The 25,359-nt window shown below is 68.3% G+C and carries 25 protein-coding genes; 12 read left to right on the top strand and 13 right to left on the bottom strand.

Going from position 1 to position 25,359, the window contains the following annotated elements; all coding sequences use genetic code 11:
- Positions 1-5: 5 nt before the first annotated feature.
- From ACZ6YV_RS00720 to ACZ6YV_RS00700, 5 genes are all read right to left on the bottom strand, one after another.
- Positions 6-668: a DUF6875 domain-containing protein gene (locus ACZ6YV_RS00720; RefSeq protein ID WP_465507660.1), complete on the bottom strand. Its 663-nt coding sequence runs from the start codon at positions 666-668 to the stop codon at positions 6-8.
- Positions 665-2,044 carry an FAD-binding oxidoreductase gene (locus ACZ6YV_RS00715; RefSeq protein ID WP_465507659.1) on the bottom strand — a complete coding sequence of 460 codons (1,380 nt, stop codon included), beginning with the start codon at positions 2,042-2,044 and terminating at the stop codon, positions 665-667. The genes ACZ6YV_RS00720 and ACZ6YV_RS00715 overlap by 4 nt, the downstream gene beginning before the upstream one ends.
- Positions 2,044-2,367 carry an avidin-fold protein gene (locus ACZ6YV_RS00710; RefSeq protein WP_465507658.1) on the bottom strand — a complete coding sequence of 108 codons (324 nt, stop codon included), beginning with the start codon at positions 2,365-2,367 and terminating at the stop codon, positions 2,044-2,046. The genes ACZ6YV_RS00715 and ACZ6YV_RS00710 overlap by 1 nt, the downstream gene beginning before the upstream one ends.
- Positions 2,360-2,761 (bottom strand): cupin domain-containing protein, encoded by a 402-nt coding sequence (locus ACZ6YV_RS00705; protein ID WP_465507657.1) that lies wholly within the window; start codon positions 2,759-2,761, stop codon positions 2,360-2,362. The genes ACZ6YV_RS00710 and ACZ6YV_RS00705 overlap by 8 nt, the downstream gene beginning before the upstream one ends.
- Before the next feature lie 106 nt (positions 2,762-2,867).
- On the bottom strand, positions 2,868-3,632 hold the full coding sequence (locus tag ACZ6YV_RS00700) for a LuxR C-terminal-related transcriptional regulator (protein WP_465507656.1): 765 nt from the start codon (positions 3,630-3,632) through the stop codon (positions 2,868-2,870).
- A 536-nt stretch (positions 3,633-4,168) separates the two neighbouring features.
- On the opposite strand from ACZ6YV_RS00700, the gene ACZ6YV_RS00695 reads away from it, so the two are divergent.
- From ACZ6YV_RS00695 to ACZ6YV_RS00680, 4 genes are read left to right on the top strand one after another with little or no spacing between them, the layout of a single operon-like run.
- Positions 4,169-5,449, top strand: a complete 1,281-nt coding sequence (locus tag ACZ6YV_RS00695; RefSeq protein WP_465507655.1) for a SidA/IucD/PvdA family monooxygenase — start codon at positions 4,169-4,171, stop codon at positions 5,447-5,449.
- Positions 5,449-6,975, top strand: coding sequence for a class I tRNA ligase family protein (locus tag ACZ6YV_RS00690; RefSeq protein ID WP_465507654.1), 1,527 nt, complete (start codon positions 5,449-5,451; stop codon positions 6,973-6,975). The genes ACZ6YV_RS00695 and ACZ6YV_RS00690 overlap by 1 nt, the downstream gene beginning before the upstream one ends.
- Positions 6,975-8,009: an NAD(P)/FAD-dependent oxidoreductase gene (locus tag ACZ6YV_RS00685; protein WP_465507653.1), complete on the top strand. Its 1,035-nt coding sequence runs from the start codon at positions 6,975-6,977 to the stop codon at positions 8,007-8,009. The genes ACZ6YV_RS00690 and ACZ6YV_RS00685 overlap by 1 nt, the downstream gene beginning before the upstream one ends.
- A gap of 16 nt (positions 8,010-8,025) precedes the next feature.
- Complete coding sequence (locus ACZ6YV_RS00680; protein WP_465507652.1) at positions 8,026-9,336, top strand: FAD-dependent oxidoreductase; 1,311 nt, start codon at positions 8,026-8,028, stop codon at positions 9,334-9,336.
- A 62-nt stretch (positions 9,337-9,398) separates the two neighbouring features.
- Here the strand turns inward: ACZ6YV_RS00680 and ACZ6YV_RS00675 are convergent, their stop codons facing one another.
- The 4 genes from ACZ6YV_RS00675 to ACZ6YV_RS00660 are packed head-to-tail and all read right to left on the bottom strand — an operon-like array spanning position 9,399 to position 14,473.
- Positions 9,399-10,652 carry an ATP-grasp domain-containing protein gene (locus ACZ6YV_RS00675; protein WP_465507651.1) on the bottom strand — a complete coding sequence of 418 codons (1,254 nt, stop codon included), beginning with the start codon at positions 10,650-10,652 and terminating at the stop codon, positions 9,399-9,401.
- Positions 10,645-11,904: an acyl-CoA dehydrogenase family protein gene (locus ACZ6YV_RS00670; RefSeq protein WP_465507650.1), complete on the bottom strand. Its 1,260-nt coding sequence runs from the start codon at positions 11,902-11,904 to the stop codon at positions 10,645-10,647. Before ACZ6YV_RS00670 ends, ACZ6YV_RS00675 begins: the two co-directional genes overlap by 8 nt.
- Positions 11,901-13,217 carry an ATP-grasp domain-containing protein gene (locus tag ACZ6YV_RS00665; RefSeq protein WP_465507649.1) on the bottom strand — a complete coding sequence of 439 codons (1,317 nt, stop codon included), beginning with the start codon at positions 13,215-13,217 and terminating at the stop codon, positions 11,901-11,903. The genes ACZ6YV_RS00670 and ACZ6YV_RS00665 overlap by 4 nt, the downstream gene beginning before the upstream one ends.
- Complete coding sequence (locus ACZ6YV_RS00660) at positions 13,214-14,473, bottom strand: MFS transporter (protein ID WP_465507648.1); 1,260 nt, start codon at positions 14,471-14,473, stop codon at positions 13,214-13,216. The genes ACZ6YV_RS00665 and ACZ6YV_RS00660 overlap by 4 nt, the downstream gene beginning before the upstream one ends.
- Before the next feature lie 436 nt (positions 14,474-14,909).
- Here ACZ6YV_RS00660 and ACZ6YV_RS00655 point away from each other — a divergent pair, with 436 nt between their 5' ends.
- Entirely contained in the window at positions 14,910-15,185 is a 276-nt protein-coding gene (locus ACZ6YV_RS00655; RefSeq protein WP_465507647.1) for a hypothetical protein, read from the top strand.
- A gap of 159 nt (positions 15,186-15,344) precedes the next feature.
- On the opposite strand, the gene ACZ6YV_RS00650 is transcribed toward ACZ6YV_RS00655, so the two are convergent.
- The gene (locus ACZ6YV_RS00650) at positions 15,345-15,962 is read right to left on the bottom strand and encodes a MarR family transcriptional regulator (protein WP_465507646.1); all 618 of its coding nucleotides are present in this window, start codon (positions 15,960-15,962) and stop codon (positions 15,345-15,347) included.
- 45 nt (positions 15,963-16,007) lie between these two features.
- Here ACZ6YV_RS00650 and ACZ6YV_RS00645 point away from each other — a divergent pair, with 45 nt between their 5' ends.
- From ACZ6YV_RS00645 to ACZ6YV_RS00630, 4 genes are all read left to right on the top strand, one after another.
- Complete coding sequence (locus ACZ6YV_RS00645; RefSeq protein WP_465507645.1) at positions 16,008-17,393, top strand: carbon-nitrogen hydrolase family protein; 1,386 nt, start codon at positions 16,008-16,010, stop codon at positions 17,391-17,393.
- Positions 17,394-17,756: 363 nt separating this feature from the next.
- Positions 17,757-18,125: a roadblock/LC7 domain-containing protein gene (locus ACZ6YV_RS00640; protein WP_378241619.1), complete on the top strand. Its 369-nt coding sequence runs from the start codon at positions 17,757-17,759 to the stop codon at positions 18,123-18,125.
- A 30-nt stretch (positions 18,126-18,155) separates the two neighbouring features.
- Complete coding sequence (locus tag ACZ6YV_RS00635; RefSeq protein WP_465507644.1) at positions 18,156-18,527, top strand: hypothetical protein; 372 nt, start codon at positions 18,156-18,158, stop codon at positions 18,525-18,527.
- 46 nt (positions 18,528-18,573) lie between these two features.
- Positions 18,574-19,329 carry a hypothetical protein gene (locus ACZ6YV_RS00630; protein WP_465507643.1) on the top strand — a complete coding sequence of 252 codons (756 nt, stop codon included), beginning with the start codon at positions 18,574-18,576 and terminating at the stop codon, positions 19,327-19,329.
- Between the two features lie 6 nt (positions 19,330-19,335).
- On the opposite strand, the gene ACZ6YV_RS00625 is transcribed toward ACZ6YV_RS00630, so the two are convergent.
- On the bottom strand, positions 19,336-20,505 hold the full coding sequence (locus ACZ6YV_RS00625) for a site-2 protease family protein (protein WP_465507642.1): 1,170 nt from the start codon (positions 20,503-20,505) through the stop codon (positions 19,336-19,338).
- 82 nt (positions 20,506-20,587) lie between these two features.
- The gene (locus ACZ6YV_RS00620) at positions 20,588-21,355 is read right to left on the bottom strand and encodes a TetR/AcrR family transcriptional regulator (protein ID WP_465507641.1); all 768 of its coding nucleotides are present in this window, start codon (positions 21,353-21,355) and stop codon (positions 20,588-20,590) included.
- 89 nt (positions 21,356-21,444) lie between these two features.
- Here ACZ6YV_RS00620 and ACZ6YV_RS00615 point away from each other — a divergent pair, with 89 nt between their 5' ends.
- Positions 21,445-22,560 (top strand): FAD-dependent oxidoreductase, encoded by a 1,116-nt coding sequence (locus ACZ6YV_RS00615; protein WP_465507640.1) that lies wholly within the window; start codon positions 21,445-21,447, stop codon positions 22,558-22,560.
- 97 nt (positions 22,561-22,657) lie between these two features.
- Here the strand turns inward: ACZ6YV_RS00615 and ACZ6YV_RS00610 are convergent, their stop codons facing one another.
- Entirely contained in the window at positions 22,658-23,782 is a 1,125-nt protein-coding gene (locus ACZ6YV_RS00610) for a S1 family peptidase (protein WP_465507639.1), read from the bottom strand.
- Positions 23,783-24,089: 307 nt separating this feature from the next.
- Here ACZ6YV_RS00610 and ACZ6YV_RS00605 point away from each other — a divergent pair, with 307 nt between their 5' ends.
- Both ACZ6YV_RS00605 and ACZ6YV_RS00600 read left to right on the top strand, forming a co-directional pair.
- Positions 24,090-24,398 (top strand): hypothetical protein, encoded by a 309-nt coding sequence (locus tag ACZ6YV_RS00605; RefSeq protein ID WP_465507638.1) that lies wholly within the window; start codon positions 24,090-24,092, stop codon positions 24,396-24,398.
- 185 nt (positions 24,399-24,583) lie between these two features.
- The gene (locus ACZ6YV_RS00600; protein WP_465507637.1) at positions 24,584-25,204 is read left to right on the top strand and encodes a DUF6801 domain-containing protein; all 621 of its coding nucleotides are present in this window, start codon (positions 24,584-24,586) and stop codon (positions 25,202-25,204) included.
- Positions 25,205-25,359: the final 155 nt, after the last annotated feature.

Here is a 25,359-nt window from a genome sequence, read left to right as displayed (position 1 = left end):
GGTGTTCAGGCGGTCTGCAAGGATTTTTCGTTGCCCACCAACCGTTTGACCAGCTGGTCGCGGATGCGGGGCGGGATGTCCGGGGCAAACCGCCGGAGATAGCTTTCGGCGTGCACGGCGTCGTCCATCAGGAACGGCAGGTCGAAGACGACCAGTTTGCGGATGGCCAGCAACGGTACCGGCGCGCGCAGCGCCTTGAACTTCTCGTTCCACAGGCCCGGCTGGTCGCAGGTCGGGTGGAACTGCCCGATCATCAGGCCGTCGTCGACGAACTTGTCCTTCGCCTCGCGCTGCAGGCCGTCCAGTCCGGTCGAGTCCTGATAGTCCAGCTGCGGCAGCACGAGAAGGATCGTCAGCAGTTCCCGGTCCGCGGGCGAGATCCGGGCCGACAGCCGTTCGTACCACGAGCGCAGGCTCTCGATCGCGTCGCGGACGTCCGTCCCGGCGTTCGTGGCCGTCAAGGCCGCCAGGTGAAAGAGTCCTTTGTGGAGCGATGGTTGGGTGTAGGGGCACACCGGGCCGTTCCGGCCGAGTTCCGGATGCGGGGACACCAGATAGCGTCCCGCCCAGGCCAGGATTTCCCTGGTATACGGTAGATGTTCCGATGGTACGGAGCCGTTCTCGACCTCGGCCGCCGTCCAGATGAGAACCTTGTCGTCGCCGATCATGATCCGATGCTTTGCGCGAAGGTGAAGACGCCGTCGGGGTCGTGCCGTTCCTTGATCTCCTTCAGTCGTGGGTAGTTGACGCCGTAGTACGCCTCGCGCCAGTCCACGAGATCCGGGTCGATGAAATTCTGGAAAGCGCCGTCGGACACATACGGCGACATCGCTTCCCCCAAGTCCGCCAGCCAGCGGAGGTTGGCTTCGGCCACGGAGGGCTCGTCGCTCTCGGCCCACGAAGTGTCCATGGACAGCAGGAAAAGCGCGTTCCGGTGGGCGAACGCGGTCTCGGTCGCGCCCACCCGGTTGATCGCGCCACCCCACGAGAACAGGGCCGCACCACCACCGTCCGGGTTTCCGCTGCCGGGAAGGCGGTCGACGAACGAGAGCATCGAGGCGATCGCCTCTTCGGGCAGCGGTTCGGTGACGATGCGGGTCCGCGCCGCGAACGCGCCCTCCGCGGTCTCGTGCAGCAGATCGTCCTTGGCCTCCCAGAAGGTCCGGTCCGCGAGGTCCATGCGGATCGGCTGGGCGAGGGACAGGACGGGGTCGAGGATCTCGCGCAACTCCTTGGCGGGGCCGAGATGCTGCCCGATCGCCGAGACGACGCCTTCCGAATCGCCCGCCTTGCTGACGCCGATCCTGACCGCGAACTCGTCCGGTGCCTCCCGCGCGATCTCCTGCAGCGACGAGAAGACCTTCGGCGCGTCCGCGCGATCCCACAGCAGCAGGTAGCTGGCGCAGTCGGTGACCGGCCTCGCCTGGAAGGTGAAGGACACGTTGACGCCGAAGTTTCCGCCGCCACCACCGCGGCACGCCCAGAACAGGTCGGCGTTGGTGTCCGCGTCGCAGTGCAGCACCTGGCCGTCCGCGGTCACCAGCGTGGTCTCCACCAGCGCGTCCGCGGTGAGCCCGAGCACGCGTGAGGTGGCCCCGCAGCCGCCGCCGAGGGTGAGGCCCGCGATGCCGACCGAGGCGCCGTTGCCCAGCGCGAACGCCATTTCGTGGGGCTGGATGGCGGCGTAGACCTCCGCCATGCGCGCGCCGCCCGCGACCGTCACGAGCCCGTTCGCACCGTCGGCGGACACGGTGTTCATCGCGCCGAGGTCGATCACCAGGCCGGTGTTGACCGAATGGCCCGCGTAGCTGTGCCCGCCACAGCGCGCGACGACATCGACGCCGGCGTCACGCGCCCATTCGATGGCGCGCCGCACGTCTTCGGTGTTCGCCACGGAAACGACGCCGCGGGGGGTGATTCCGGCGAACCGTTTGTTGAACGGCCTGCTGGCCTCGCCGAAACCGACTTCCCCGGGGCGCCGCACGCGGCCGTCCACGGCTCGGTCGAGGCGTCGCCAGTCCGCGTCGGAGAGGCTGCGGGACACTAGCTCACCTCGTCGAGGTAGGAGACGCCGGTCGCGGCGTGCGGGCCGTAGCGTTCCCACACCTCGCGCAACCGGAGGTGACCGTCTTCGGCCACCTCCGGGGTGTTCACCGTGTGCCCGCAGATCACCTCACCGGTGGCGAGCACCATCGTGTACCCCAGATGCAGGGCCCCGTTCTCCCGCTGAGCACCGGTGATCGACCCTCGCCGCACCTCGCCCCCGGCGAACTCGGCCCAGACGACGTCACCTTCTTGCCGGTACACGGCTATCGCGGTGGCGTCGCCGCCCGCCTTGCGGAATTTCCGCCCGTCGTAATCAATCATGGGACTCGGCCCGGCCGATCTCGTGGGCGACGAACTCGTCCGACATCGCCCGGTCCCACCAGATCGCGTAGTAGGAGAAGTCCTCGTCCCGGTCATTGACGAGGTGGTGTTCGATCCCCGGTTTCAGGAATACGAGATCCCCGGCCACGAAATCGTGCCGCTTTTCACCGGTGACCACCGCCGCGCTTCCGGCCATTCCGATGAAGATCTCGTGTTCGTGATGGGCATGGGCCACCGATACGTCGCCGGGGCGCAGTACACACCAGGCCCCTCGAAACGGTGCTGTCAAACCGTTCCACGGATAGAGCAGCTTCATGTCCAATCCGTAGGCCCGCGTCAGGTTCTCGTGCTCCAGCCTGCGGATGTCCACGACAGCAAGGTCTTGGTCAGTCACATCCCACTCCGATCAGCGTGCTTTTCCGTCCGGCGTCCGGTGCTGATCGAGGCTATGTTCGGCCGACTTCCCGGCGATAGGGGAACTATTCCCGATTGCCGGTCAATCAGCCGCGGCCGAGACCCGCGTCCCGTGCCAGCACGATCGCCTGTGCGCGATCGGCCACCCCGAGTTTTCCGAAGACGGCGGAAACGCGGTTGCTGATGGTCTTCTGCGCGAGTCCGAGATCACGCGCGATCGCCCCGTTCGACTTGCCGGCGGCGATGCGGTCGAGCACTTCCCGTTCCCTGGTGGTCAGCTGGGGAAAGGGATAGGGCTCCGGGCCGAGTGCCGAACGCAGCAAAGCGCTGAACCGGCCGGCGATCGCCTTGCCGACGATCGCTTCACCCGCGGCCACGACCTGGACGCCGCGGATCACCTGCTCCAGATCGGCGCCTTTGATCAGATAACCGCGCGCGCCGGCCTGGATCGCCGATCTGATGGCGGTGTCGTCGTCGACCGCGCTCAGGACCAGGACCCTGGTTTCCGGTGCGACACGGGACACCCGGCCGATCACGTCGACGGTCACGGACTCGCCGAGTTGCGGGTCGATGACCAGTACGTCGGGCCGGTGCCGGAAAGTTTCCGCGATCGTCGCGTTCGCCGTTGCCGCTTCGCCGATGACGGCGATGCCGGTGACGTTTTCGAGTGCCGACCGGACCCGGTAGCGGACCGAGGGCTGGCTGTCGGCGAGCAGAACGGTGACCCAGGCGGGGTCGGCGTTCTCGTCGCCTCTGTGGTGGTCGGGTAGCAGGCTCGCGGTCCGCCGCTGATCACGACGTTCGGCCGGCCAAATACGGGCGGTGTTACCGATACTTGCGTGATGATTCATTCTTCCCCTTATGCCTGCCGCTACTGAGCCTGCCTGATCGGCTCCGTTCGGTGAAGTGTGCTGAAGGTGCGCGCTCGACCGTGGCGGGGATGGGACTGGCCGGCCGCGATAACAGTCTATGTAGAAGGTGTCGAACGGATCCATACGACCGTTATGCACAATTGATCGCAATCAATTTTTCGCGCAGGGGGAAGTGTCCGATCAATGGGGAAGGTCAGGTCCTGCATCGTGGCGGAGGGGTGGTGACATCGTCGGACCGCACTGTATCGCGGCCGGGAGCAGTGTACCTGGCATTCGGGTTAGTACTCAGGAGTTAGGCGCCAAGGGGCAGCCGGACAAGCCCGTTCGGCCGCCGCGGAGACTAGTCACCGGGATTTCCCCGGAATAGGGGAGATCTTCCCCTTCCCGGGGAGATCTCGGCTGCCTGCCGGATGACCATGGCGAGATTCCCCGGAGGGCGGGAAAAGCGTCCCTATCGCCGGGGCAAAGCCGGTCCTTAGTGTCGGCACTCTATTCTGGACGAACGGGGTGTATCTGTGACTGAAATACAGGTGGGTTTGCTGGCGATCGGCGCCGGACCGGCGAACCTGGCGCTCGCGGTGGCCATCGAGGAGTCCGGGAATCCGGAGCTGGCCGAGCAGACGCTGCTGCTGGAGCAGAGTCCGGACATCAAGTGGCAGCGGGATCTGCTGATGCCGTGGGCGCGCAGCCAGGTGTCCTTCCTCAAGGATCTGGTGACCTTGCGCAACCCGCGCAGCAAGTTCTCGTTCCTCAACTTCCTGTACGAGGAGAACCGGCTCGACGAGTTCGTCAACCTGGGCACGTTCCACCCGTTCCGCTGGGAGTTCTCCGACTACCTGCAGTGGGTCGCGCGATCGCTGGACAAGGTCCGCATCCGTTACGACGCCAGGGTTCAGCGCATCGAGCCCGCGCGCGACGCCGACGGATCGATCACCGGCTGGATCGCCACCCTCGACGGCGGGGACACGATCCGCTGCCGCGACCTCGTCGTGGGTGGCGGCCGGGACGTGAACGTGCCGGACGTCTTCGCCGGTCTCCCGGCGGACCGGATCATCCACAGCGCCCAGTACCGGCGCCGGATCTCGCAGCTGCCGTCGGACGCGCCGCTGCGCGCCGTCGTGGTGGGCGGTGCGCAGAGCGCGGCCGAGATGTTCATGGCACTGCACGACAATCTGCCCAACAGCACCCGCACGATGATCGTGCGGTCGGTGGGCCCGCAGAACTACCAGACCAGCAAGTTCGTCAACGAGCTGTTCTTCCCGTCGTTCGTCGACCGCTTCTACGACAGCCCGGCCGAGGTCCGGGAACAGATGCTGGACGAGATGCGCCTGACCAACTACGCCGGGGCGGCCCCGCCGTTCCTCGACCACCTGTACACCACGCTCTACCAGCAGCGCGGCCTCGGCGGGCAGCGTTCGCAGGTGCGGACCTTGACCGAGGTGGTCGGCGCCAGGGTCGAAGAGGACGAGGTCGTGCTCGATCTGCGTGACCGGACCAGCGGCAAGGTGGAGCCGTTGCACTGCGATCTGGTGCTCCTCGGCACCGGCTTCGACCAGCGGATGCCTGCGATGGTGCGGGATCTGGCCGACCGCGTTGGTCTGTCGGAGATCGCTGTCAGCCGCTGCTACCGGGTCGATCTCGGCGATTCCGCTTGGGGCGCGGTGTATCTGCAGGGGGTCAACGAGGCCACGCACGGTATCGCCGACTCGCTGATCAGCGTGCTCGCCCACCGTTCCCGTGACATCGTCGGCGATCTGCTCGCCCGCCGCGGCGCCGCCGAGTCGAGGACAGCCTGATGAATCGGCTGGTGGTGATCTCGCCGGCACCGACGGCGAACGGCGACCTGCACCTCGGCCATCTCGCCGGCCCGTTCCTCGCCGCCGACGTCTGTGCCCGGTACGCCCGCGCGACAGGCAGGGAAGCCCTCTACGGCACCGGCATGCACTTCACCCAGAACTACATCGTCACGGCGGCCGCGCGGCTCGGCGTGGCCCCGGAGGAACTGCGGGAACGTTCCGCCGAGCAGGTGCGGCAGACCTTGGCCGTGATGGGCATCGAGGTCGACGGGTTCGGCTGTATCGGCGACCGGTTCACCAAGCTGGTCCTGGCTTTCTACGACCGTCTGCACAGCATGGGCAGGCTGGAGCTGAAGACCGTACGTTTTCCCTATCTGCCGAGCACCGGCGAGTACCTGATGGACGCCTATGTCTCCGGCGGATGCCCGTTCTGCCTGGCCGACGGGTACGCCGGGATCTGCGAGAGCTGCGGGCTGCCGGTCGCTCCCGGCGAGCTGATCCGGCCGCGCTCGACGCTGCGCCCGGACGAGCCGCTGGAGTACCGCGAGGCGGACATCCTCGTCTTCCCGGTGGAGCGCTATCGCGCCGAACTGGAGGCGTACTTCGCCCGGATCCCGATGCGGCCGGGCATGGCCCAGCTCGTCGAGTCCGCGCTGGCGGGGCCGCTGCCGGACTTCCCGATCACCCAGCCGACGTCGTGGGGTATCCCCGCGCCGTTCCCGGAGGTGCCGGGGCAGGTGATCTACCCGCATATGGAGGGCATGCCGTGGAGCATGTTCACCACCGCCCTGGCCGCGGAGAAGAGGGGCGCGGTCCTGACCGCCGACGACGAGTTGTGGCGGACGGACTCCGGGTCGACGGTGGTGTACTTCCTCGGCCTGGACGCGACTTACCCGTTCGCGATCGTGGGCACGGCGATGCTCACCGCGCTCGGCGGGCACGTGCTCCCGGCGCAGTACGTCACCAACGAGTTCTACGAGCTGGCCAACGAGAAGTTCTCCACCAGCCGCGGGCACGTCGTGTCCGGCCGCGAGCTGGCCGCCGAGGTGCCGCGCGACCTCATCCGGTTCCACCTCTGCGCCACCAGCCCCGAATATCAGCGCACCGACTTCACCCATGAGGCCTTGACGCGGGTCAGCGAGACGCGGCTGACCGGACCGTGGAACCGGGTCGCGGCGGCTGTCGACGAGTGGGTGGACCGCGGTCCGTTGCCGGTTTCCGACGACGCGAGGCGGACGGCGCTGCGGATGGCCGAACGGTTCGCCGACGGGTACGGGCTCCGGCGGTTCAGCCTGACGTCGGTGGCGTCCACGCTCGCCGAGCAACTGGGACGGCTCGACAGGCTGGCGGCCTCGACCACCGCCGGGACCGCGGGCGACCTCTGCCACCAGGTGGACGTCTTCCTGCGTTGTGCCGCCCCGATCCTGATCGACCTCGCCGCGGCGGCGCTGTCCGACACGACCCTGCCCGGGCAGGTGGACGCGGACGCGGTCATCCCCAAGAAGCTGCCCCGGCTGGCCGGCTGATGGCGTCGGTCGCCGTCGTCGGTGCCGGCGTGACCGGCTTGGTGACCGCGATCGGCTGTGCGCGGGCGGGGCACCGTGTCACCGTGTTCGATCGCGGTCCCATCCCGAATCCCGCGTCGACGTCGTCCGACCAGCACCGGGCCCTGCGGGTGCTGCGCCCGGACGACGTCGACGGCACCCTGCGGGCGGCCGAGGCCCGCCGCCGGTGGCTGGAGCTGGAATCGTTGCTGCGGACGGAAATCTTCCGCCGGGTCGGCGTGGTCGCCGCGGGCACCCCGGACGAGCTCGCACTGGCGCTCGACACCGCGGACAGGGCAGGGATCCCGGCGATCGCCGTCTCGCCGGAATCCCTGCCCCCGGTGGCGTTCCCCGCCGGGACCGACGGCTTGCTCGACTCCGGTGCCGGAGTGCTGCTGGCCGAACGGTTCCTGCGCGCGGCCGCCGAATGGCTCGCCGCGCATCCCGCGGTGGGATTACGGCCACACCACACTGTCGGCGAAGTCGGCGACCAGCGGGTGACCCTGGCCGACGGGACCGCGGTGGACGCGGATCTCGTGCTGGTCGCGGCGGGGCCGGGGAACACCGAGCTGGTCGAGCAGCCTGTCACGCTGTACCGCCAGACCATGATCTACCTTCGCCCGCCACGGAATCTGGCCCGCTGGTGGGCGTCGGCGCCCGGTGTCGGCCGGATCGGCGCCTGCCGGACAGCCTGGCTGCTGCCACCGGGCGCGGGCACCCTGCTCAAGATCAGCTCGGACGCGGTCTGCCGGGAGGTCGCGACCACGGCGGACCCGGACCTCGAACCGTGGACCGATCGGCTGCTCGCCGAGGCGATCCTCACCGGCGCCACGGACTACGCCGTCGTCGCCGTGCGGGATTGCCACTACGCGGCCGATCCCGTCGGCGGTGGCCCGATGCTCACCCGGATCCGCCCGTCGGTGTGGTCCCGCCCCGCCTGCGGAGGCTCCGGATTCGCCGCCGCACCGCTCGTCGCCGAGGAGATCCTCGGCGCTGTCATGGAGGTCAAGGCGTGAACAAGGGGAGTGCATAGTGGAGTTCACGATCGTGGGCGCCGGTATGGCGGGCGCGTTCCTGGCGCTTTCGCTGGGCAGGCAAGGGCATGCGGTGACGGTGTACGACCGCAGGCCGGACCCCCGTGAGACCGCCAGCGCGGTGACGTCCATGAACCTCGGGCTGTCCCGGCGTGGTCTGGCGGCGCTGGACCGGCTGGGACTGTCCGAGGAGGTGCGGCGCCTCGTCGTGCCGATGCGCGGGCGGATGCTGCACAACACCGAGGGCGGACTGCGGTTCTCGGCGTACGGCGAGGGCGGCATCCTGGCGATCCAGCGCCAGGACCTGAGCGCCCTGCTGGTGGACGCGGCGAGCCGGGAACTCGGCGTGCGGTTCGTGTTCGACATGCGGTGCACGGGCGTGGACCGCGACCTGCCTTCGGTGTCCTTTGTGGACTCAGATGGGCGGGCACTCGTGGTGAAGCCGGACGTCGTGGTGGGCGCGGACGGCGCGTTCTCGGCCGTCCGCCGGTCCATGCACCACGAACAGCGCGCGGAGTTCTCGCAGAGCTATCTCGAGTGGGGCTGGCGCGAACTCCACATCCCGGCGGCCGCCGACGGTTCGTACCGCATGGCCGACGACGTCTTCCACCTCTGGCCCCGCGGCGACATCATGATGTTCGCCCACCCCAACCGCGACGGCTCCTTCACCTGCTCCTGCGTCCTCCCGTTCCACGGAACCCACGGTTTCGACTCGCTGAGGACGGCGGCGGACGTGGAGTCCTTGTTCCGCACCCATTTCCCCGACGTCCTTTCGCTGGTCCCCGACCTCGGCGAGGCGTTCCTGCAGCGACCCACGTTCAACCTCGTCACCGTCAGCACCGCCCCGTGGACCTACGAGGGCAAGGTGGCGCTGATCGGGGACGCCTGCCACGCCGTCTATCCCTTCCTGGCCCAAGGCATGAACTCGGCCTTCGAGGACGCGCTGGAGCTGACGGACAGCCTCGCCCACCATCCGGCCAGTACTTCGGCGGCGCTGACGAGGTACTACACGCGCCGCAAACCGAACACCGACGCGCTGGCCACCATGTCCCATCGCAACTTCGCCGAACTCCGCGACACCGTGCGCTCGCCGGCCGTCCGGCTGGAACGGGCTTGCGATTCCGTGCTGGAGAAGCTTCTGCGGCACCGCTGGATGCCGCTGCACGCCCTGGTCACCAACACGACCGTGCCCTATGCCCAGGCTCTTGAGCGGGCGACGCGGCAGCACCGGATCCTGAAGTACTCGGGCGCCGCGGCTGTCGTGGTGGGTGCCGCCGCCCTGTTCCGTCGGCTGCGGCGCCGGGGGTAAGTACGTGAAGGCCCCCTTCATTGCGCTAGACGCAATGAAGGGGGCCTTCACGTACAACGGATTCAGGGCTCCGGGGTGACCTCGATCCGCACCAGGCCCGCGGCCTTTTCGGCGCGCTGCAAGGCTTCGGCCGGGCTGTCCGCGACGGCCATCACCAGGCCCGTCCGGTCCCACGAACTGCGCAGCCCGGTGAACCGGTGGCCGGGTGCGACCTGGATGTCCACCAGGAACACGCCTTCCACCTGCCTGGCCTGATCGAGCCCCAGGACGGCGTCGATCACCCCCGGCTCCATCGGGACGAACCGGACGGCGGCGCCGCCCGTGGCGCGGCGAGGCAGCTCGGGAAGCGATTCACCGCGCATCATCGCGACGTAGGAGCGCAGCAGCTTCATCGAGTAAGCGCGGTCGATGATCTCCATGATGCCGTCACCGGCGATCCGGCCGGCGCATTCCACCAGGTACGGCACTCCGTCGGAGACGATCCATTCGCAGTGCAGGATGCCGTCGGCGAACCCGACGGCCGCGACGACCTGACGGGTCAGTCCGGCCAGCTCCGCGGTGAGGTCGCCGGGGATGTCGGCGGGCACGATATGCGCCAGTTCCACCGGCCGCGGCCCGGGGTAGAGCTGTTTGCCGGTGACGTTGGCGAACAGCTGCCGCCCGCCGCGGACGAGCATCTCGACGCTGTACTCGGGACCTGGCACATAGCGCTCGACCAGCATGGACAGCTCCATCGGCCGGTCGGGGACGAAGATGCCCTCGTCCTGCTCGACGCAGCTCGCCCAAGCCCTCTCGACCTCGGCGGGGTCCTGGATGATCTGCGTGCCGACGGCGGCCTGCCGGTTCGCCGGTTTGAGCACCACCGGACCAGGACGGTCACGCATGAATGCCAGCACGTCCGCCGGACTGGTCACCGTGGCGCTCTCCGGGTTGGCCAGCCCGGCGGCCGCGCTGACCTTCCGCAGCAAAGCCTTGTCCCGCAAGATCTGCGCGGCGCCCAGGCTCGCGCCCGGCAGGCCGTAGCGTTCGGCGAGCCGGGCGGCGAACGGGGTGGCGTACTCGATCAGCGGGATCACCGCGACCGGGTCGAGGTCGGGGTGCGCGGCGTGGAACTCGTCGGCCGAGCCGGGCCGTGCGTGCTCCCACCCGATCAGTTCGCGGACCAGGGGAGACCCGGCCAGCTTCGTGAGCAGGTCGCGCTTGCGGATCACGTCCGGCTCTTCGACGAGGACGACCGAACCGTCGGGTTCGGCGCCGGTGAGGGCCATCAGCACCGGCGTCACGAACCCGACGATCAGGAGGGGCCGCTCACGCATCGGACTCGGTCTTGGGCTTGTCCACGATGCCGAGCATGAACCGCATGGACGGCTTGGCACCGACCAGATGCGCGCCGACCGTCTGGGTGACCCGGTCCCTCGCGGTCGGGTGCATGGCCATGGTCATCGAGTCCCGGAGCCACCGGTTCATCGGGTCGCCCGACCTGATGGCCGCGGTACCGAGCAGGTCGCAGAGCCGCTGCACGACCCGCTTGGACATCTGGAACGCCTGCCAGCCGGTCAAGGCTGGCGCCACCCGCTCGTCCGGCGTGAGATCGTCCAGCGTGCCGGTGCCGTCGGCGGTGACCTCCCACTGGCGCTCCAGCGCCCGGTACACCCCGGCCCGGGTGGTGCTGTAGTCGGCTTCGCATTCGGCCAGCGTGATCTGGATGTGCTCGTTGTCCTTCCAGGCGACGCCGCTCATCCGCCAGGGCGAGCCCTTCAGCATGTCGACCCGTTCCATGGTGAGGCCGCGAACGTAGTCCAGCGCGGCCCTCGCCGTGCCGAGCGGGACGCCGCACATGCTGCGCTGGATCACGTCCGGCTGCACCAGCGGTCCATTGGGGACCCTCGGGTTGTCGAAGGTCAAGGTGTGGTTCTCCGGGACGAACACGTCCGTGATCGTGTAGTCGCTGCTGCCGGAGCCGCACAGGCCGAGGGTGTACCAGTTGTCGACCGACTCGATTTCCTCACCGGGCACCATGAACAGGCGCGACTCGTGCGGGTTGCTACCGTCCGGGCTGGCGTAAGGTTCGCCGTTCTCGAACACCATGGCCCCGGAGGCCACCCAGTCGGCGTGGGTCGAGCCGCTGCCGAAACCCCACCGGCCGGTGAGCCGGTAGCCGCCAGGAACCCGCTCCGCGTGCCCCGTCACCGGAAGCACCCCCGCGGAGTGCATGTCGATGCTGGTGAACATCCGGCGAGCCTCGTCCTGGTCGAGGAAGTTGGCGTGCAACCCGATGTCCGAGCCGAGTTTGGCGCACCAGCCGACGGAGGCGTCACCGTGGGAAAGCGCTTCGATCACCTCGGTCTGTTCCATCGAGGTCATCTCGGGGCCGCCCCAGTCGCGGCTGAAGCCGATCCGGAAGACGCCGGCGTCGCGCAGCAACTCGACCACGTCCGCGGGCAGGCTCCGGTTCTTCTCGATCTCCGCCGCCCGCTCGCGCAGGATCGGCGCGAGCGCCTTCGCGTTCGCGAGGATCTGAGCGCCGGTCAGCGGCGCATCGGTGCGGACGGGTTCGGTCATGGTCATGCGGAAACTCCCTCGTGTTCGTCGACGTCGAGCAGCCCGGCAGGCATCTCGAACGCGGTACCGGGTTCTGGCGTGTCCACCGGATCGGCGTCGATCCGCACCAGGGCGGCGGCGGCGTCCAGCCGTCGGCCGCAGGTCTCACGGTCATCGGCCTCGCACACCACGAACGAATGGCGGGCGATGTAGCCGCCGGGCGGCAGCCGCAGGGTGGTCCCCGGGTCGATCATCGGTGACGCGACGACCAGTCCCGGCGCGTCGGCCGGGACCTTGACCTCGTGGACAAGACAGTCGTGTTTCGGGTAGCCGAACCGGATCCCGGCGACGGCGTGCCGCGACGGGGCGATGACCGGCCGCTGCCCGGTCGCGACGGAGAACAGGATCTCGCCGGGGTCGAGACCGGTGGCCGTCCTGCCGAGGAACGGGATCAGGTCGCCGCCGAGTCGCCCGTTGATCTCGATGATCAGCGGGCCGCGGTCGGTCAGCCGGACCTCGGAGTGGGTGATGCCGTCCTCCACGCCGAGCGCGCGGTGCGCCCGCGCCAGGACGTCCATCAGCCCGGCGTCGTGCAGCAGCGGATCGGCTGCGTCGACGACGTGCCCGACCTCCTCGAAGTACGGCTGATCGCCGGTTTCCTTGCGGGCCACGAACATCGGCAGGTACTCGCCCTTGTACACGGCGGCGTCGATGCTGATCTCGGGCCCGGAAACGTAGCCCTCCACGATCGCGCCGCCGCCGTAGCGGCTCTGGTCGACGGTGGCCGCGCCCATCGCGACACCGAACGCGGCGTCCACTTCGGACTCGTCGGCGGCGTACACCACGCCGATGCTCGCGCCCATGGCCCTCGGCTTGAGCACCACCGGATACCCGATCCGAGCGGCCTCGGCCCGTGCCTCGTCGAGACCGGTGGTCAAGGCGTAGCCCGGTTGCGGCAACCCTTCGGCGGTCAGCACGGTGCGCGTGCGGTTCTTGTCGCGGCAACCGCGGACACCGTCCACGCTGAGTCCGGGGACCCCGAGTTCGGCGGCGAGTTCGCCCGCGGCGAGCACGACCGGTTCGTCCCAGCACATCAGCCCGACGATCCGGTGCCGCCGGGCGACTTCGCGGGCGGAGGCGAGCATCTCGTCGGCGTCGAACACGTCGGTGTGGACGATCTCGTCGAAGTAGGCGCGCTGCCAGGTGGGTTTGAGATTGTTCAGCAACACCAGGCCGATTCCGGCCGCGCGGGCGCACCGGTGGATCGACGAGACCAGGTATTCGCGATACAGTTTCAGTCCGCTGCCGATGACCAGCAGGACCCCGTTGGATTCGTTCATGGTCGCTCTCCCACGACTTCCGGCTCGGGTACTTCTTTCGCCACGGGTGGCTGTTTGAGGCCGTAGATGTGCATCGACCCGGCGATGACGGACAACAACGCGCAGAAGCCCCAGAACCCCGGGCCGCCGAAGGTGCTCCAGAGGTACAGCCCCAAAACCGGGCCGATCGTCGCGGCCACCCCGGACAACGTTTCCTTCGTCGCGATGTAGCGGCTTCTCAGCTCGACAGGGAAAGTGGCCGGATGGGAAGCTGTGCTCGGTCCGTGGATCATCAAGCCGGACACCGCCAGCACCGCGCCGGCGATCACGAAGAACGGATGGTGCGCCATCAGCCCGTAGAGCGTGAATCCCAGCGCGCTGACCAGATTTCCGAACAACCCGGCGAGATACTTGGGGATCCGGACGATGTACGTGGTGATCTTCAGTTCGCAAGTGATCAGCACGACCGAGGAGATCACCAGCACCGTGCTGTACAGGCCCACCGGATAGCCGGCGTCGACGATGTTCAACGGCAGCACCGCGACCCAGCCGGCGTAGATCATCACGCCGAACATGCCCGCCGCCAGGTAACAGAGGAAACGGGTGTCCCGGACCAGCGTCCCGTACACCGCGCGGGCGCTCAGGACGGGCACGGGCCCGCCACCGGACCCGTCTTCGTGCGGGGCCGTGCTTTGCTTGGGCAGCAACACGAACGCCAGCAACGCCCACAGCGCCGCCGTCGTACCGTCCAGCCAGAACAACAGGTCCCAGTTCACCTGGATGACCAAGGCGGCGATCAGCGGCGCCACAGCGGCCCCGATGTTCAGCGCGATGCGCATCATCGAGAAGCCCATGACCTTGTGCTCGTCCGGCATGAACTCGGCGAGCAGCACCGCCGCCGCCGGCCGGTACGCCTGGATCGCCAGCCCGCACAGCGCGACCACCGCGAGCAGCACCAAAGGTGTTCCCCGGACCAGCGGGATCGACGCGACGAGCGGCGCCGCGCACGTCATCGCCGCCACGATCGTCGCCCGGCCGCCGAACCGGTGGGTCAGCTCGCCACCGAGCATGGCACCGAAGATCGCCCCGACGCTGTACGCGGCGAGGCAGATCCCGGCGAAGCCGACCGAGGTGCCCCGAAAAGTCAGGTACAGGATCAGGAACGTCTGGACGAAAGCGCCCAGCTGGTTGACCAGCACGCCGCCGAGCAGATACCGGACGGGAGCGGGGGTCGATCGCAGTACGGCGAAAACGCCTGTCTTCGTGGCGCCGGTCATGCCGCCACGCTCGTCATCGCCCGGCCGATCAGTCCCGTGCCGTCGATTTCTCGTTCAGTCACACATCCTCCATGGTCGGATACCCGCGGTGGTTCACGAGACATACCGGCGCGGGTCCAGTCCGTTGGGAGACAAGGAATGTTGCCGACATGGCCGACCGGTGCCGCCAAGGCTAGGTTCGGATCTTTCCCGGTAGGTAGGGGAACTGTTCCCGTCGGCTCGGGAATCTCGCGCCGGGCGGAAGCGGGCGCGGGTGAGAGCTTGAGGTGTCACTCAGGACGTCGTGACTGTGGATTTTGGTCATCCAACGCACCAAAATCCACACACTCACGACCACCCTGACCGACGTGTCACCGCCGCCTTGGTCGCTTGAAATACGTGAAGGAGTCCTTCACGCGCCCCTGCTGTGACTACTGGTGCTCCTGGGGCTGCGGTGGTGTCCCGCAGGTCCCGGCGGACTCCCGGGCTGCGCCGTGAAGAGGTCGCCGAACTGGCCGGGGCGAGCATCGACATCCTGGCCCGGAACGACGAAATGGCGAGGCCGCTGGTGGATTTCGACACTTTGCCGCCGTCGCGGCGCAATTCGATGTGGTTATGCCTCAAACATCCCGAGGCCGGAGTGCTCGAACTGCCTTTCGAAGCGCTCACGCCACTTCAGGACGACGAAAGCCAGTCTGCGCTGAACCGGTTGTCCACGCGGCGAGTGTCATGAAGTGGTCACAACCTGAAGCAAAAAGTGTCTCGTAGGCGTTGCTGCGCGTAACCATCCACCGGGCGCCGACGACTAGTGCAGGTACGGCGGCCCGGAGGGTGGTGAAAGCGCGATTCTCGACACCGTCAAGGAACATTCCCCGCGATTCTCGAATCGTGGTTATCCGTTCTCACGTTCTGCGAGCTGGGTGGCCACGGCTTCGCCTCGAGGGGTGGCGTACCAGCCTTTCGACCGGCCGAGCCGGGTCTTGACGACCAGCCCGCGCTCCATCAGCGTCTTCCCGCTGCGGCTGATCTGCGCCTCGTGGACGCCGAGCCGGGTACAGACGTCGGAGCTGGTGATGTGCGGTTCGCGGTGCACCAGCAGCAGCATCGTGGCCGCCCACGACTTCGGGTCCAGGTCGTCGGCGAGTGCCGCCTGCTCCGCCCTGTCCAGCGCGGCTTGTGCCACCTCGGCCAACCCCATCACGACGGCTTCGAGGCGCATCGTGTGGCCGCCGGGTTGCAACCGCATCCCCGAGTCCTGGAAGGCTTGCAACGCGGACCGCAGCGACGGGATGTCCGCCAGCAGGGTGGCATCGACCAGCCATCTGCCGACAGCCGCGGCCCAGCGGTCGACAGCCGCGTGGTCGCCGAGCACCTTTCCCTCGCCGGTCTCCTCTTTCAGCTTGGTCGCCCAGGTTTCGAAGCCCCGGGAAAGCCCGTCCGCGTCCTCGGCCGTCTTGCCGGGTGCGGGCGCCACGCCCGCCGACGTCGTGTCCAGTGCGGCTGTCGTCATCGAGGGCATGGGCTCCCCACCTCCAGAATCAAGGAAGTGTTAAGTATGGATCCTGCCGACGCGTTCGTCAACCTGTACGACGGGCTCAGGAACGTTCCCGGGGACACCCTCAGCGACTGGTCGGTGCTCGAGAGAGTGCTGGACATCGAGGAAGCTGTTCGGGTCGAGGTGCGAACGACCGGCTTTCTCTCCGAAGAGTGGATCTCCGGCTTCCCGGACGACCAGAAGGGTTTCGGCGTCCTGCTCGGCCTGGATCTCGCGCTCCTCGACGCCAACGCCGACACGTCGCATCTGGCCTTCAGGGCGCTTGACTACCTTCAGGTGCGGCTGGAGATGAACGGCAGGCTCAACGACGAGACCGGGGGCATCCTCCTGCCTCGCCGCACCTTCCCGCTCCGGCCGAACGTGGACCCGGAAGGTCTCGACGACTTCGTCCATCTGCTGCGGATTCCGTCGTACGTCAGCGTCAACCTGCAGCTTTCCCGGGTCGCCGCCGTCCGTGACCTCCCGAGGTCGCCGCTCAAGATCGCGCAACTGCCGCTGCTGGCCGAACCGGCCGACCTGCGCTGGGAACCGGATCATCCCGAAGGCGGGTTCTACACCGTCGGACCCGACAGCGAGCGGCTCGGCGACCGGATTGCGAAGGCGCTGAACGCTCTCGACAAAAGCGGGGCGGTCTTGGCCATCCTCCCCGAGGGTTGTTTGGACGACAGCGTTCTCGAGCGATGGCGCGAGCGGCTCAGGGCCACGCCGCGGCCCGAGGAAAGCTCGCTCACGTGGCTTCTCCTGGGAACCGGCCCGGTGACGAAGGCGGGGCCGCCCCCGGCCGGTAACCGGCCGCCGAACCGCGCCGTCCTCGTGCACCGCAACGGCTGGGTCGAGCCGATGCTCACCCAGGACAAGATGTCGGGATTCTGCTTCACGGTGGAGAAGCAGAAGGAGTACGAGATCGAGCTCGGCGGGGTCAAACGCGACGAACGCATCTCCCACGATTCCCTGATAACCGTGCTCGAGTCCCGGGCCGGGCGATTCGCCGTCCAGGTGTGCGAGGACTTCACCCGCCCGGAGCGTCAGCACCATCTCATCGCGGTGGGGGCCACTCATCTTCTCGTCCCGGTTCTCGCGGCCCCGATGTGGAAGAAAGGATGGCAGGCGGACGCGGGCCAGAGGCTGATCGTGCATCTCGGGGCGAAAGCGGCGGTGAGCAACGGACTGGCGATCACCCGCTTCTACCGGGAGAAGAAAGACGGCGAGAACGGCCCTTACGAGATCGAGAATCCGGCGACCACTTTGCTGACCGCGGCCGGCCCGCCGGACCGGCCCGAGGAGTATCTGACGACCGACGGCATGGTCAAGGAGTACCAGAATCCGGAAGCCGGCCGGCAGAACGCGCTCGACGACGCCCTGACTCCGCGAGTGGCCGTTTGGTAGACGTTCCGCTGTCTTTCCCGGATCGTCGGGAATTCGCGTACCGCCCCGGTTTCGGGTGGTGCCGTGGCGGATGATCTGGCGACCTGGTGCGTACACGGAAAGTGTTTGACCCGATCGCGTGATACCCATGCCGAGTGCGGGAAACGCATAGATAGGGGCTAACGCCGGTGGTACGGTCCTTCGCGGTCGAGAAACCCCATCGAGTGATCATTGCCCCGTACCGGCTTCAATGAATCGAGTTCACGCGGAGTGGCCCTGAGATGTGAATGCCGTGCCGTTCCGAAGATTCTTTCGGATCGGTCGTCAGAGTGCTGTTCGTCGTGGAATCTCCTGATGGGCCCTCTGAAACAGGAAGTATGAGTAGTGGATTTCGATGCACTGATCGCCGAACTGCGGACCCTGCGGGACAACGTCGCCGGAGTGACCGACACGGTGATAGCCGCGGTCGACGGAATACCCATCGTCGCTGACGCGGCGAAGAGTATCGATCCCGCGGAGGTCTCCGCGCTCGCCGCCGCGAATCTCGGGATCGCGCGCCAGGCGGCCGAGGTGACCGGCAAGGGCACGCTCAGGCAGACAGTGGTGTTCAGCAGTGAGGGATACATGGCCGTGTACGCCATCGACCGGATGGCACTCATGGTCATCATGGGAGACCGGCAGCTGAATGTCGGCCGCCTTCTTTTCGAATGCCGTCCGGTCATCGACCGGATCAGCTCGATCCTGGCCGCTTAGGCGTCGATCGAAACGAAGAAGTGGAGTTTGATGAACATCGAAAACGCCATGAAGGAATCCATGTCGATCGCCGGGGCCGTCGGCGTCGCCTTGGTCGACTACGAGAGCGGGATGTCGCTCGGCACCAGCGGGGGCGGTGACTGGCTCAACCTGGAGGTCGCGGCGGCGGGTAACACCGATGTCGTCAGGTCGAAGCTCCGCGTCATGTCCGCGCTCGCGCTCAACGACAGCATCGAGGACATCCTCATCACTTTGCACCGCCAGTACCACCTGATCCGCCTGCTGGATTCGGTGAGCGCCAGGAGTTCCCTGTTCCTGTACCTGGTGCTGGACCGGGACCAGTCGAATCTCGCGCTGGCCCGGCACTATCTCAAGCGCATCGAGACGGAACTGCAGGTCTGAAGGCAGCGGGTACGGCGGCGACCACCCGGATCGGAGGGAGCCGACGATGACCGCAGGCGCGTCCAGCCATAACGCACTCGTCACCGGCTCGGCGCTCATGGGTGGTCTCGGTTCGCTGTTCCCTGCCGGGTTGAAGCTTGCCGGAGATCGCCTCGAATTCGTGTTCGTCCTGCCGGACGGCCGGAGCGGCCGTCACGCGACGGATCCCGAACCGTCGGACCACCCGTTCGTCGCGGTGAAGGAGCGGATCCGGCTCGGCGCCGACACCTCGGTGCCGCTGCCGCGGTTCTTCCTCGACACCGACAGCCGATGGACGCGGCTCCACGTGGAGCTCACCGGTACCGCGGTCCGGGCGGTGATCGTGCTGCCGGACGAACTCACCGCGCAGTCGCTGAACGCGCCCTTCCTCGGCTGGTGGCAGGACCAGATCCCCGGTTCCGTGCGGCTGGCGGTCGACGAGATCGCCCGGATCCTCGCACGGTGTCATCACCGGGCAGGAGGACCGGAGCCGTTGATCGACCTGGAGCTGGGCTACGTGCCGGACCGGAACTTCGAAGCCGTGTTCGCCCGTGCCCACGAGCCGGTGCGGCCGTTCATCGCGCCGGTGAGGCCCGCGTTCAAGATGCGCTGGCACGCGGTGACACCGGCGCAACGCAAGGCGTTCACCGACGACCTGATCGACGTCACGACGACGGGGTGGTGGCCCCGCCGCCGGCCGACCGCGACGATCATGGGGCTCGAGGTGGAATTGCCACCTGGGCTCTTGCTGCGGCCGCGCACAGGCCCTGGCGCGGCGAAATGAGAGGGCTCACCGCGGGTCCCCTGGCGAGTGCGGGGCCGAGGCCCGTGGACGGTGGCCCAGCGTGGCGAGCTCGACGGCCCTGGCCAGGTCGCCGGCGCCCACCACGCCGGCGAGCGTGCTGGACTCGGTGACCAGGACGAGATCCCGGCCGTGCCGGAGGAAGACGCGATTCATCAGTTCGGTCACCTTGGTGTCGACGCCGACGACGGTGACCGCCTGGACCTCGCGCGCCACGTCCGCGACCCTCGTCGCGCGGCGGGCGCCGGCCGGAACCCGGGTCAGGTCCCCGAGACTGACGACGCCGACGGGAACACCGTCGAACGACAGCACCGGGAAAACCCGATCATGGCCGGCGCCCGCCGCGTGTTCGGCGAAGGCGTCCACCGTCCACCAGCCGGGCGCGACGGTCGGGGAGGAGTTCATGATCTCGCCGACCCGGATCCCGCCGAGCCGTTCACGCAGCGGGCCCGCGGCGAAGTCGGCCTGCGCGGCGAAGATCAGGAACCAGCCGAGCAGGACGAGCCACAGTCCGGCGAACCGGCCGAACAGGAGCAGCTGCGCGAGTCCCGTGATCCCGATGGTCGCGCCGAGGGCCTGACCGAACCGGCCGGCGACGGCTCCGGCGCGGGCCCGGTCGCCGCGCCGTGACCAGACCGCCGCGCGCAGGATCCGGCCGCCGTCCAGCGGCGCACCGGGCAGCAGATTGAACACCGCGAGCAGGAGATTGCCGGCACCGAGCCACGCCAGGCCGCTGACCGGCAGCGGATGCACGACGTCCGCCACCAGGACGGCGGAGCCGAGCCCGGCGGCGCCGATCAGCACGCTGGCGATCGGGCCCGCCACCGCGATCTGGAAGTCGGCCTTCGGCGTCGAGGGTTCGTCTTTGAGTTCCGCGGCGCCACCGAGCATCCACAGCGTGATCTTCTTGACCCCGACACCGTGCCGCCGCGCCACCGCGGCGTGGGACAGCTCGTGAAGCAGCAGCGAGGCGAGGAAACCCACGGCGGTGAGCCCGCCGGTCCCCCAGTACCACCCGGCGCTCGCTCCGGGCGCGGCCCGGGGGAGGACCGCCGAGGCGAGGAGATCGGTGATCAGGAAGAGCACGAGGAGAACCGACCAGTGGACTCGTACGGCGATTCCGGCCCACCGGCCGACCGGGATGGCGGTGCGGAACATCGGATCCCTTTCCCCGGGCGCCGTTGACCGGTGTTTCGCGGGAATGGACCGGTTCCACGGTTCTCGGGGAGCGGACGAGTGGCTAGGGCCGAACAGCCTCGATCGCGGGACCGTCCGATGGAACCGCGCCTGGGGCGAGGTTGTCCATGATCAGGCCGAGGGTGAAGGCGAACCGGTCGTGGCCGCTGCCCGACGTCAGCTCGGCGGCGTGGCGCCGGGTCTGCGGGAACGCGTCGGCCGGCAGGGCGGCGAAACGGCTCAGCAGCTCCTCGCGGCTGACGACCCATTCCTGCTCCGGGTCCTTCCGCCGCTGCTGGACCAGCGACTGTTCCAGGGCGTAGGCGCTGACGTAGAGGGACAAGGCGTCCAGCGCCCAGGCGGCTGTCCGCGGTTCGATCCCGGCGGCGAGCAGGATCGTCAGAAGTCCTTCGCGCACCTTCAGGGTGTGCAGGTTGGTGGGGACCGTGCCCAGTACGGCGCGGGAGACCCCGGGGTATTTCAGGTACTGGTCGCGGATCTGGGTGTAGACGTCGCGGAGTTGTCGCCGCCATTCGGCCGGGTCGGGTTCGGGGAGCACGACCTCGGCGTAGAGCCGCCCGACCAGCAGATCGTCGATGTCGTCCTTGTTGACGATATGCGCGTACAGGGACGACGGCCCGGCGCCCAGCACCGCGGCGACCCGGCGGATGGTCAGCGCGTCGTAGCCCTCGGTGGCCACGACCTGCAGGGCGGCGTCGGTGATCCGGTCGACCGTGATGGGTTTCTTGCGTGGTGGTGTCCCGGGTTCTCCGGCGGGCTGGGCGTGACGGGCTGCTCGGCGTTGCCGGGGATCGGAGGGCATGCCGGTCACTCTAGCTTGACACGAACTTAGTTCGCCGAGTAGTACTTAGTTCGTACAGAGCGAACTAAGTTCGTTACGTCGTGTTCGGGAGGTTTGTGATGCGAGTTTCGATTGCCGGAGCCGGGCTGGGAGGCCTCGCCTTGGCGCAGGGCCTGCGTGGCGCCGGGGTCGAAGCCGCCGTGTACGAGCGGGATCCGGCGATCACCGCGCGGTTCCAGGGCTACCGGCTCGTGCTGAACCCGGCGGGTTTCGAAGCGGTGCGCGGCTGCCTGCCGTCACGCTGGCATCCACTGCTGGACGCGATCGTCGGTGACGCCTACGGTGAGCGCCTGATCCTCGACCCGCGGCTGAACACGATCGGCGAACTCGGCCCCGGCCGGACCGGGACGGTGGTCGACAGGCACGTGCTCCGGCACCTGCTGCTGACCGGTCTCACCGTGCACACCGGTGCCGCGCTGACCGGTTACGAAACCCTGGCCGAGGGCAAGGTCGACGCCCGCTTCGCCCACGGTGACCCGGTCACCTCCGACCTGCTCGTCGGGGCGGACGGGGTCAACTCCGCCGTTCGAGCCACGCTTTCGCCGCGGACCACTCCGACCGACACGGGCGTCCGGTTCGTCATCGGCCGCACGACGTTGACCGAGCGCTTTTCCGGACTGTCGAAGGCTTTCGGTTCGAAGATCGCCGGGGACGGGGTGAGCCTGCTGCTCGGGGCGATGCGGTTCCGCACCCCGCCGAAGGAGGCGGCCGAGCGGTTGGCGCCCGAGGTGACCCTTCCCGACGTCCGTGACTACGTGCGATGGGCGATGATCCTGCCGCCGAACGGCTCGCTCGGTGATTCGACACCGCAGGAAGCCGCCCTGTCCAGAATGGACGGATGGCATCCGGAACTGCGGGCGCTCATCGAGCAGTCCGATCCGGACAACAGCACTCTGCTCTCCATCCGCGTGGTCGAGCCCCGCGAGCGCTGGGCTCCCGGGCCGGTCACGCTGCTCGGCGACGCGATCCACGCCACCTCTCCGACCGGTGGCAACGGCGCGAACACCGCCCTGCGCGACGCGGATCTGCTGCGCCGCTGCCTGATCGAGGCCGCCGAGGGACGCCGGGACCTCGTCGGTGCCGTCGGCGAGTACGAGCGTCAGATGCTCGAATACGGTGCCGAGGCCGTGCGGCACAGTCTCGACGCGTTGCCCTCCTACGTGCCGAAACCGTAGCCGTCCTGGTGCCGGAGTCCACTGTGGAGGGTTGTGTCGCGAAAGCCACTTTCGGGACGTCAGATGTCCCGAAAGTGGCTTTCGCGACGCGTGGTTCTTACGCGGTGACGAGTGCCAGGCCGTAGGTCTGCAGGATCTCGTTCACCGGCTGGAACCAGGTCTCACCACCGGAACCGCAGTTCCCCCAGCCGCCGGAGGTGACTCCCTGCGCCTGGTCGCCGGTGATGAAGGAGCCACCGGAGTCACCGGGTTCCGCGCAGACGTTGGTGCGGGTCATCTGGTGGACGGCGCCCTGTGAGTAGTTGACCGTCTCGTTGTGCCCCAGCACGGTGCCGCAGTGCCAGTGCGTCGTCGAACCGGACCGGCACACCGACGTGCCGACGGGCGCGACCCACGAGCCCCGGACGAGCGCGTCGCTCACCGTGCCCCAGCCGAGGACGACCGGCGCTGTCCACCAGCCGTTGCCGATCCGGATGAACGCGTAGTCGTTGCCGGGGAAGGAAGAACCGGCGAAGTTGCCCATCGCCGAGTTGTCCCAGCCGACGACGGAACTCCCCGAACCGCCGCAATGACCGGCGCTGACGAACCCGCCTTGGACGGAGAACCCGATCGAGCAGCGGGTGTTCCCGTTGATGTAGTACGGGTCGCCGCCGACGGTGCCCGCCGCGAACGGTTCGGCCTTGGGGGCGGTGACCACGGTGACCGGACCGGATTTCCTCGCCCTGGCAAGGAAGTCTTCGACGTCGGAGCCGTGCGTGCCGGGCTGGACGGTGATCACGACGCTGCCACCGCGCGGGTCGGTGCGCCAGCCGCTGACGGCGGCGGGAGCGGGGAGGCTCTTGACCGACTGGTCGATTTCGGCCTTCGCGGCGTCGAGCTTGGCGGCGCTGGTCGCGACGGCGACGGGTTCGGCGCCGGCCTGCCGGACGGCGGACGCCGCCGCGGGATCGGTCACCCCGACGACGAGTTCGCCGCGCGCCGGGTCGAACCAGGCACCGCCGAACGCGGCACCGGCGGCCTGCTGCGCGGCGGGCATCACGCGCGAGGCGATCATTTCCTGCGTGAGCCGGGTCGAGGCCTGCGCGGCGGTGAGCCCGAGGTCTCGCTGCATGGCGGCGATCAGTCCGGGGGAGGCCTGCGCGACGGGGGCGAGGGCGGCGGAAGCGAGACTCGCGGTCAGGACGGCGGCGCCGCCGAGTGCCAGGGCGATTCTTCGACGCATGGTGACTCCTCCAAGGGCGGGGGAAAGAAACACACTGCTCGCCGAGTGTGCGGCCGAGTTCGGGAAATGGCGATAATTGTCCGGTCTTCTGTCCGAAATTAACAAGAGTAAACGACTTCGAACGGATTTCGGGTGGGTCGGCGGCGCCCGGTAGGTCTGTTCGGCCCTCGCGGCGACTACGTGGTCAGAGGTATAAGCCCTGGCCGCCGCGTGGCGATGTGCGCGACACCTGCGGGTCGAGGGGCTGTTCACCGCCACGCTGGTCTCGTGACCGGCAGGACGATGCGAACGGTGCGACCCTGATGAGATGGCCGAGTCGGACGGGCACTTCGTCGTGATCGACGGACGGCGCTGGCGGGCGACCGATCCGGAGATTCCGGAGGAGGCGGCGGCGCACCTGCGCAGGCTGTTGATGCGTGCCAGGCGGGACGTCGGCGCGTCGCTCCGCGCTCAGGACAGCGAGGCGGAACGAGACGCCCGGTCGCGCGTGCACCTCGCCAAGGTCGCCTTGGGCGAACGTGGCACTCCCTGGTGGGAACAGGATTCCGCCGAACGGCGGCGACGCTGGCAAGAGGGACTGGACGCGTTGCGGCGGCGATCCCCTGAGAATGGGTGACCGACCTGGCAATAATCAGGCGGGGAAATCGTCGCCGAATGACAAGAACAATCGCGGCCGGTCCGCCTGAATCGATACGAGCACGGTGGTGTGTTGTTGACGGGTTCACCGCGTCGTAACGTTTCCTGCACACGCTTTCCGGCTTTCGCCGCTCTTTCTCCCGAATTCCCGACCGGAGGATTTCCATGACGCGCTTTTCGTCCCTGAGACCCCTCGCCCGGATCGCCACCGCACTCGTCTTCGCCGGAGCCGCGGTCACCTTGCCCGCCGGCGCCGCCTCCGCCGCTCCGCTGCCCGGACCGGTGACCAAGAACCTGACCTTCACCTGCGAAATGCCGCTCATCGGAGCGCGTCAAGTCGCCGCCACGGTGACGGCGTCCTTCCCTGACGCGGTCGCCGTCGGCTCTCCGATCGACGTCACCGGCTTCTCGGTGGCCGTCTCCCTCGACGGGGACATCGTCTCCGCGCTGAACCTGATCGGCGCGGCGACGATCGAGGGAACCGCGTCGGCGAACGTCGGCGTCGACTACAACGGCACCGAACTCGGTGTCACGCTCAACGGCCTGGGTTTCCCGGTCGCCGCCGTGCCGCAGGACGGCCCGCTGGGAATCGTCATCACCGGTCCGATCCCCGGCCTCACCGTGAAGAAGCCCGGTTCGATCGCCTTCACCGTGGGCGGCACCTTCACCGGGAAGGTCACGCCGAAGCGGGCGGACGGGACGCCGACGGATCTCGGCACCTTCGACCTGCCGTGCGCCATGGACCCCGGCCAGGACGCCTCACTCGCGACCGTGACCGTGAACTGACCTCGCCTCACGCGGCTTAGAAGGGCGAGGTTCCGCAAAGCGTGGGTCGAGGTGGTCGTGTGTTTTTTTTTTGGTTGTAAAATCCAAAAAAAAGCAAGGACAAGGTGTCCCGGCGGGGGGCCGGGCCGGCGCGCCTGCGGGGGTTGCAGGTGGTG

Source organism: Amycolatopsis sp. NPDC102522, assembly GCF_055584485.1.
This window is presented reverse-complemented; position numbering and strand designations above follow the sequence as displayed.

What these genes read in the sequence shown, in the direction of transcription:
- ACZ6YV_RS00720 (WP_465507660.1), bottom strand. Translation starts at nt 668, where the DNA reads ATGATCGGCGACGACAAGGTTCTCATCTGGACGGCGGCCGAGGTCGAG.
- ACZ6YV_RS00710 (WP_465507658.1), bottom strand. Translation starts at nt 2,367, where the DNA reads ATGATTGATTACGACGGGCGGAAATTCCGCAAGGCGGGCGGCGACGCC.
- ACZ6YV_RS00700 (WP_465507656.1), bottom strand. Translation starts at nt 3,632, where the DNA reads ATGAATCATCACGCAAGTATCGGTAACACCGCCCGTATTTGGCCGGCC.
- ACZ6YV_RS00690 (WP_465507654.1), top strand. Translation starts at nt 5,449, where the DNA reads ATGAATCGGCTGGTGGTGATCTCGCCGGCACCGACGGCGAACGGCGAC.
- ACZ6YV_RS00685 (WP_465507653.1), top strand. Translation starts at nt 6,975, where the DNA reads ATGGCGTCGGTCGCCGTCGTCGGTGCCGGCGTGACCGGCTTGGTGACC.
- ACZ6YV_RS00675 (WP_465507651.1), bottom strand. Translation starts at nt 10,652, where the DNA reads ATGCGTGAGCGGCCCCTCCTGATCGTCGGGTTCGTGACGCCGGTGCTG.
- ACZ6YV_RS00670 (WP_465507650.1), bottom strand. Translation starts at nt 11,904, where the DNA reads ATGACCATGACCGAACCCGTCCGCACCGATGCGCCGCTGACCGGCGCT.
- ACZ6YV_RS00665 (WP_465507649.1), bottom strand. Translation starts at nt 13,217, where the DNA reads ATGAACGAATCCAACGGGGTCCTGCTGGTCATCGGCAGCGGACTGAAA.
- ACZ6YV_RS00660 (WP_465507648.1), bottom strand. Translation starts at nt 14,473, where the DNA reads ATGACCGGCGCCACGAAGACAGGCGTTTTCGCCGTACTGCGATCGACC.
- ACZ6YV_RS00650 (WP_465507646.1), bottom strand. Translation starts at nt 15,962, where the DNA reads ATGACGACAGCCGCACTGGACACGACGTCGGCGGGCGTGGCGCCCGCA.
- ACZ6YV_RS00645 (WP_465507645.1), top strand. Translation starts at nt 16,008, where the DNA reads ATGGATCCTGCCGACGCGTTCGTCAACCTGTACGACGGGCTCAGGAAC.
- ACZ6YV_RS00635 (WP_465507644.1), top strand. Translation starts at nt 18,156, where the DNA reads ATGAACATCGAAAACGCCATGAAGGAATCCATGTCGATCGCCGGGGCC.
- ACZ6YV_RS00630 (WP_465507643.1), top strand. Translation starts at nt 18,574, where the DNA reads ATGACCGCAGGCGCGTCCAGCCATAACGCACTCGTCACCGGCTCGGCG.
- ACZ6YV_RS00625 (WP_465507642.1), bottom strand. Translation starts at nt 20,505, where the DNA reads ATGTTCCGCACCGCCATCCCGGTCGGCCGGTGGGCCGGAATCGCCGTA.
- ACZ6YV_RS00615 (WP_465507640.1), top strand. Translation starts at nt 21,445, where the DNA reads ATGCGAGTTTCGATTGCCGGAGCCGGGCTGGGAGGCCTCGCCTTGGCG.
- ACZ6YV_RS00610 (WP_465507639.1), bottom strand. Translation starts at nt 23,782, where the DNA reads ATGCGTCGAAGAATCGCCCTGGCACTCGGCGGCGCCGCCGTCCTGACC.
- ACZ6YV_RS00605 (WP_465507638.1), top strand. Translation starts at nt 24,090, where the DNA reads ATGGCCGAGTCGGACGGGCACTTCGTCGTGATCGACGGACGGCGCTGG.
- ACZ6YV_RS00600 (WP_465507637.1), top strand. Translation starts at nt 24,584, where the DNA reads ATGACGCGCTTTTCGTCCCTGAGACCCCTCGCCCGGATCGCCACCGCA.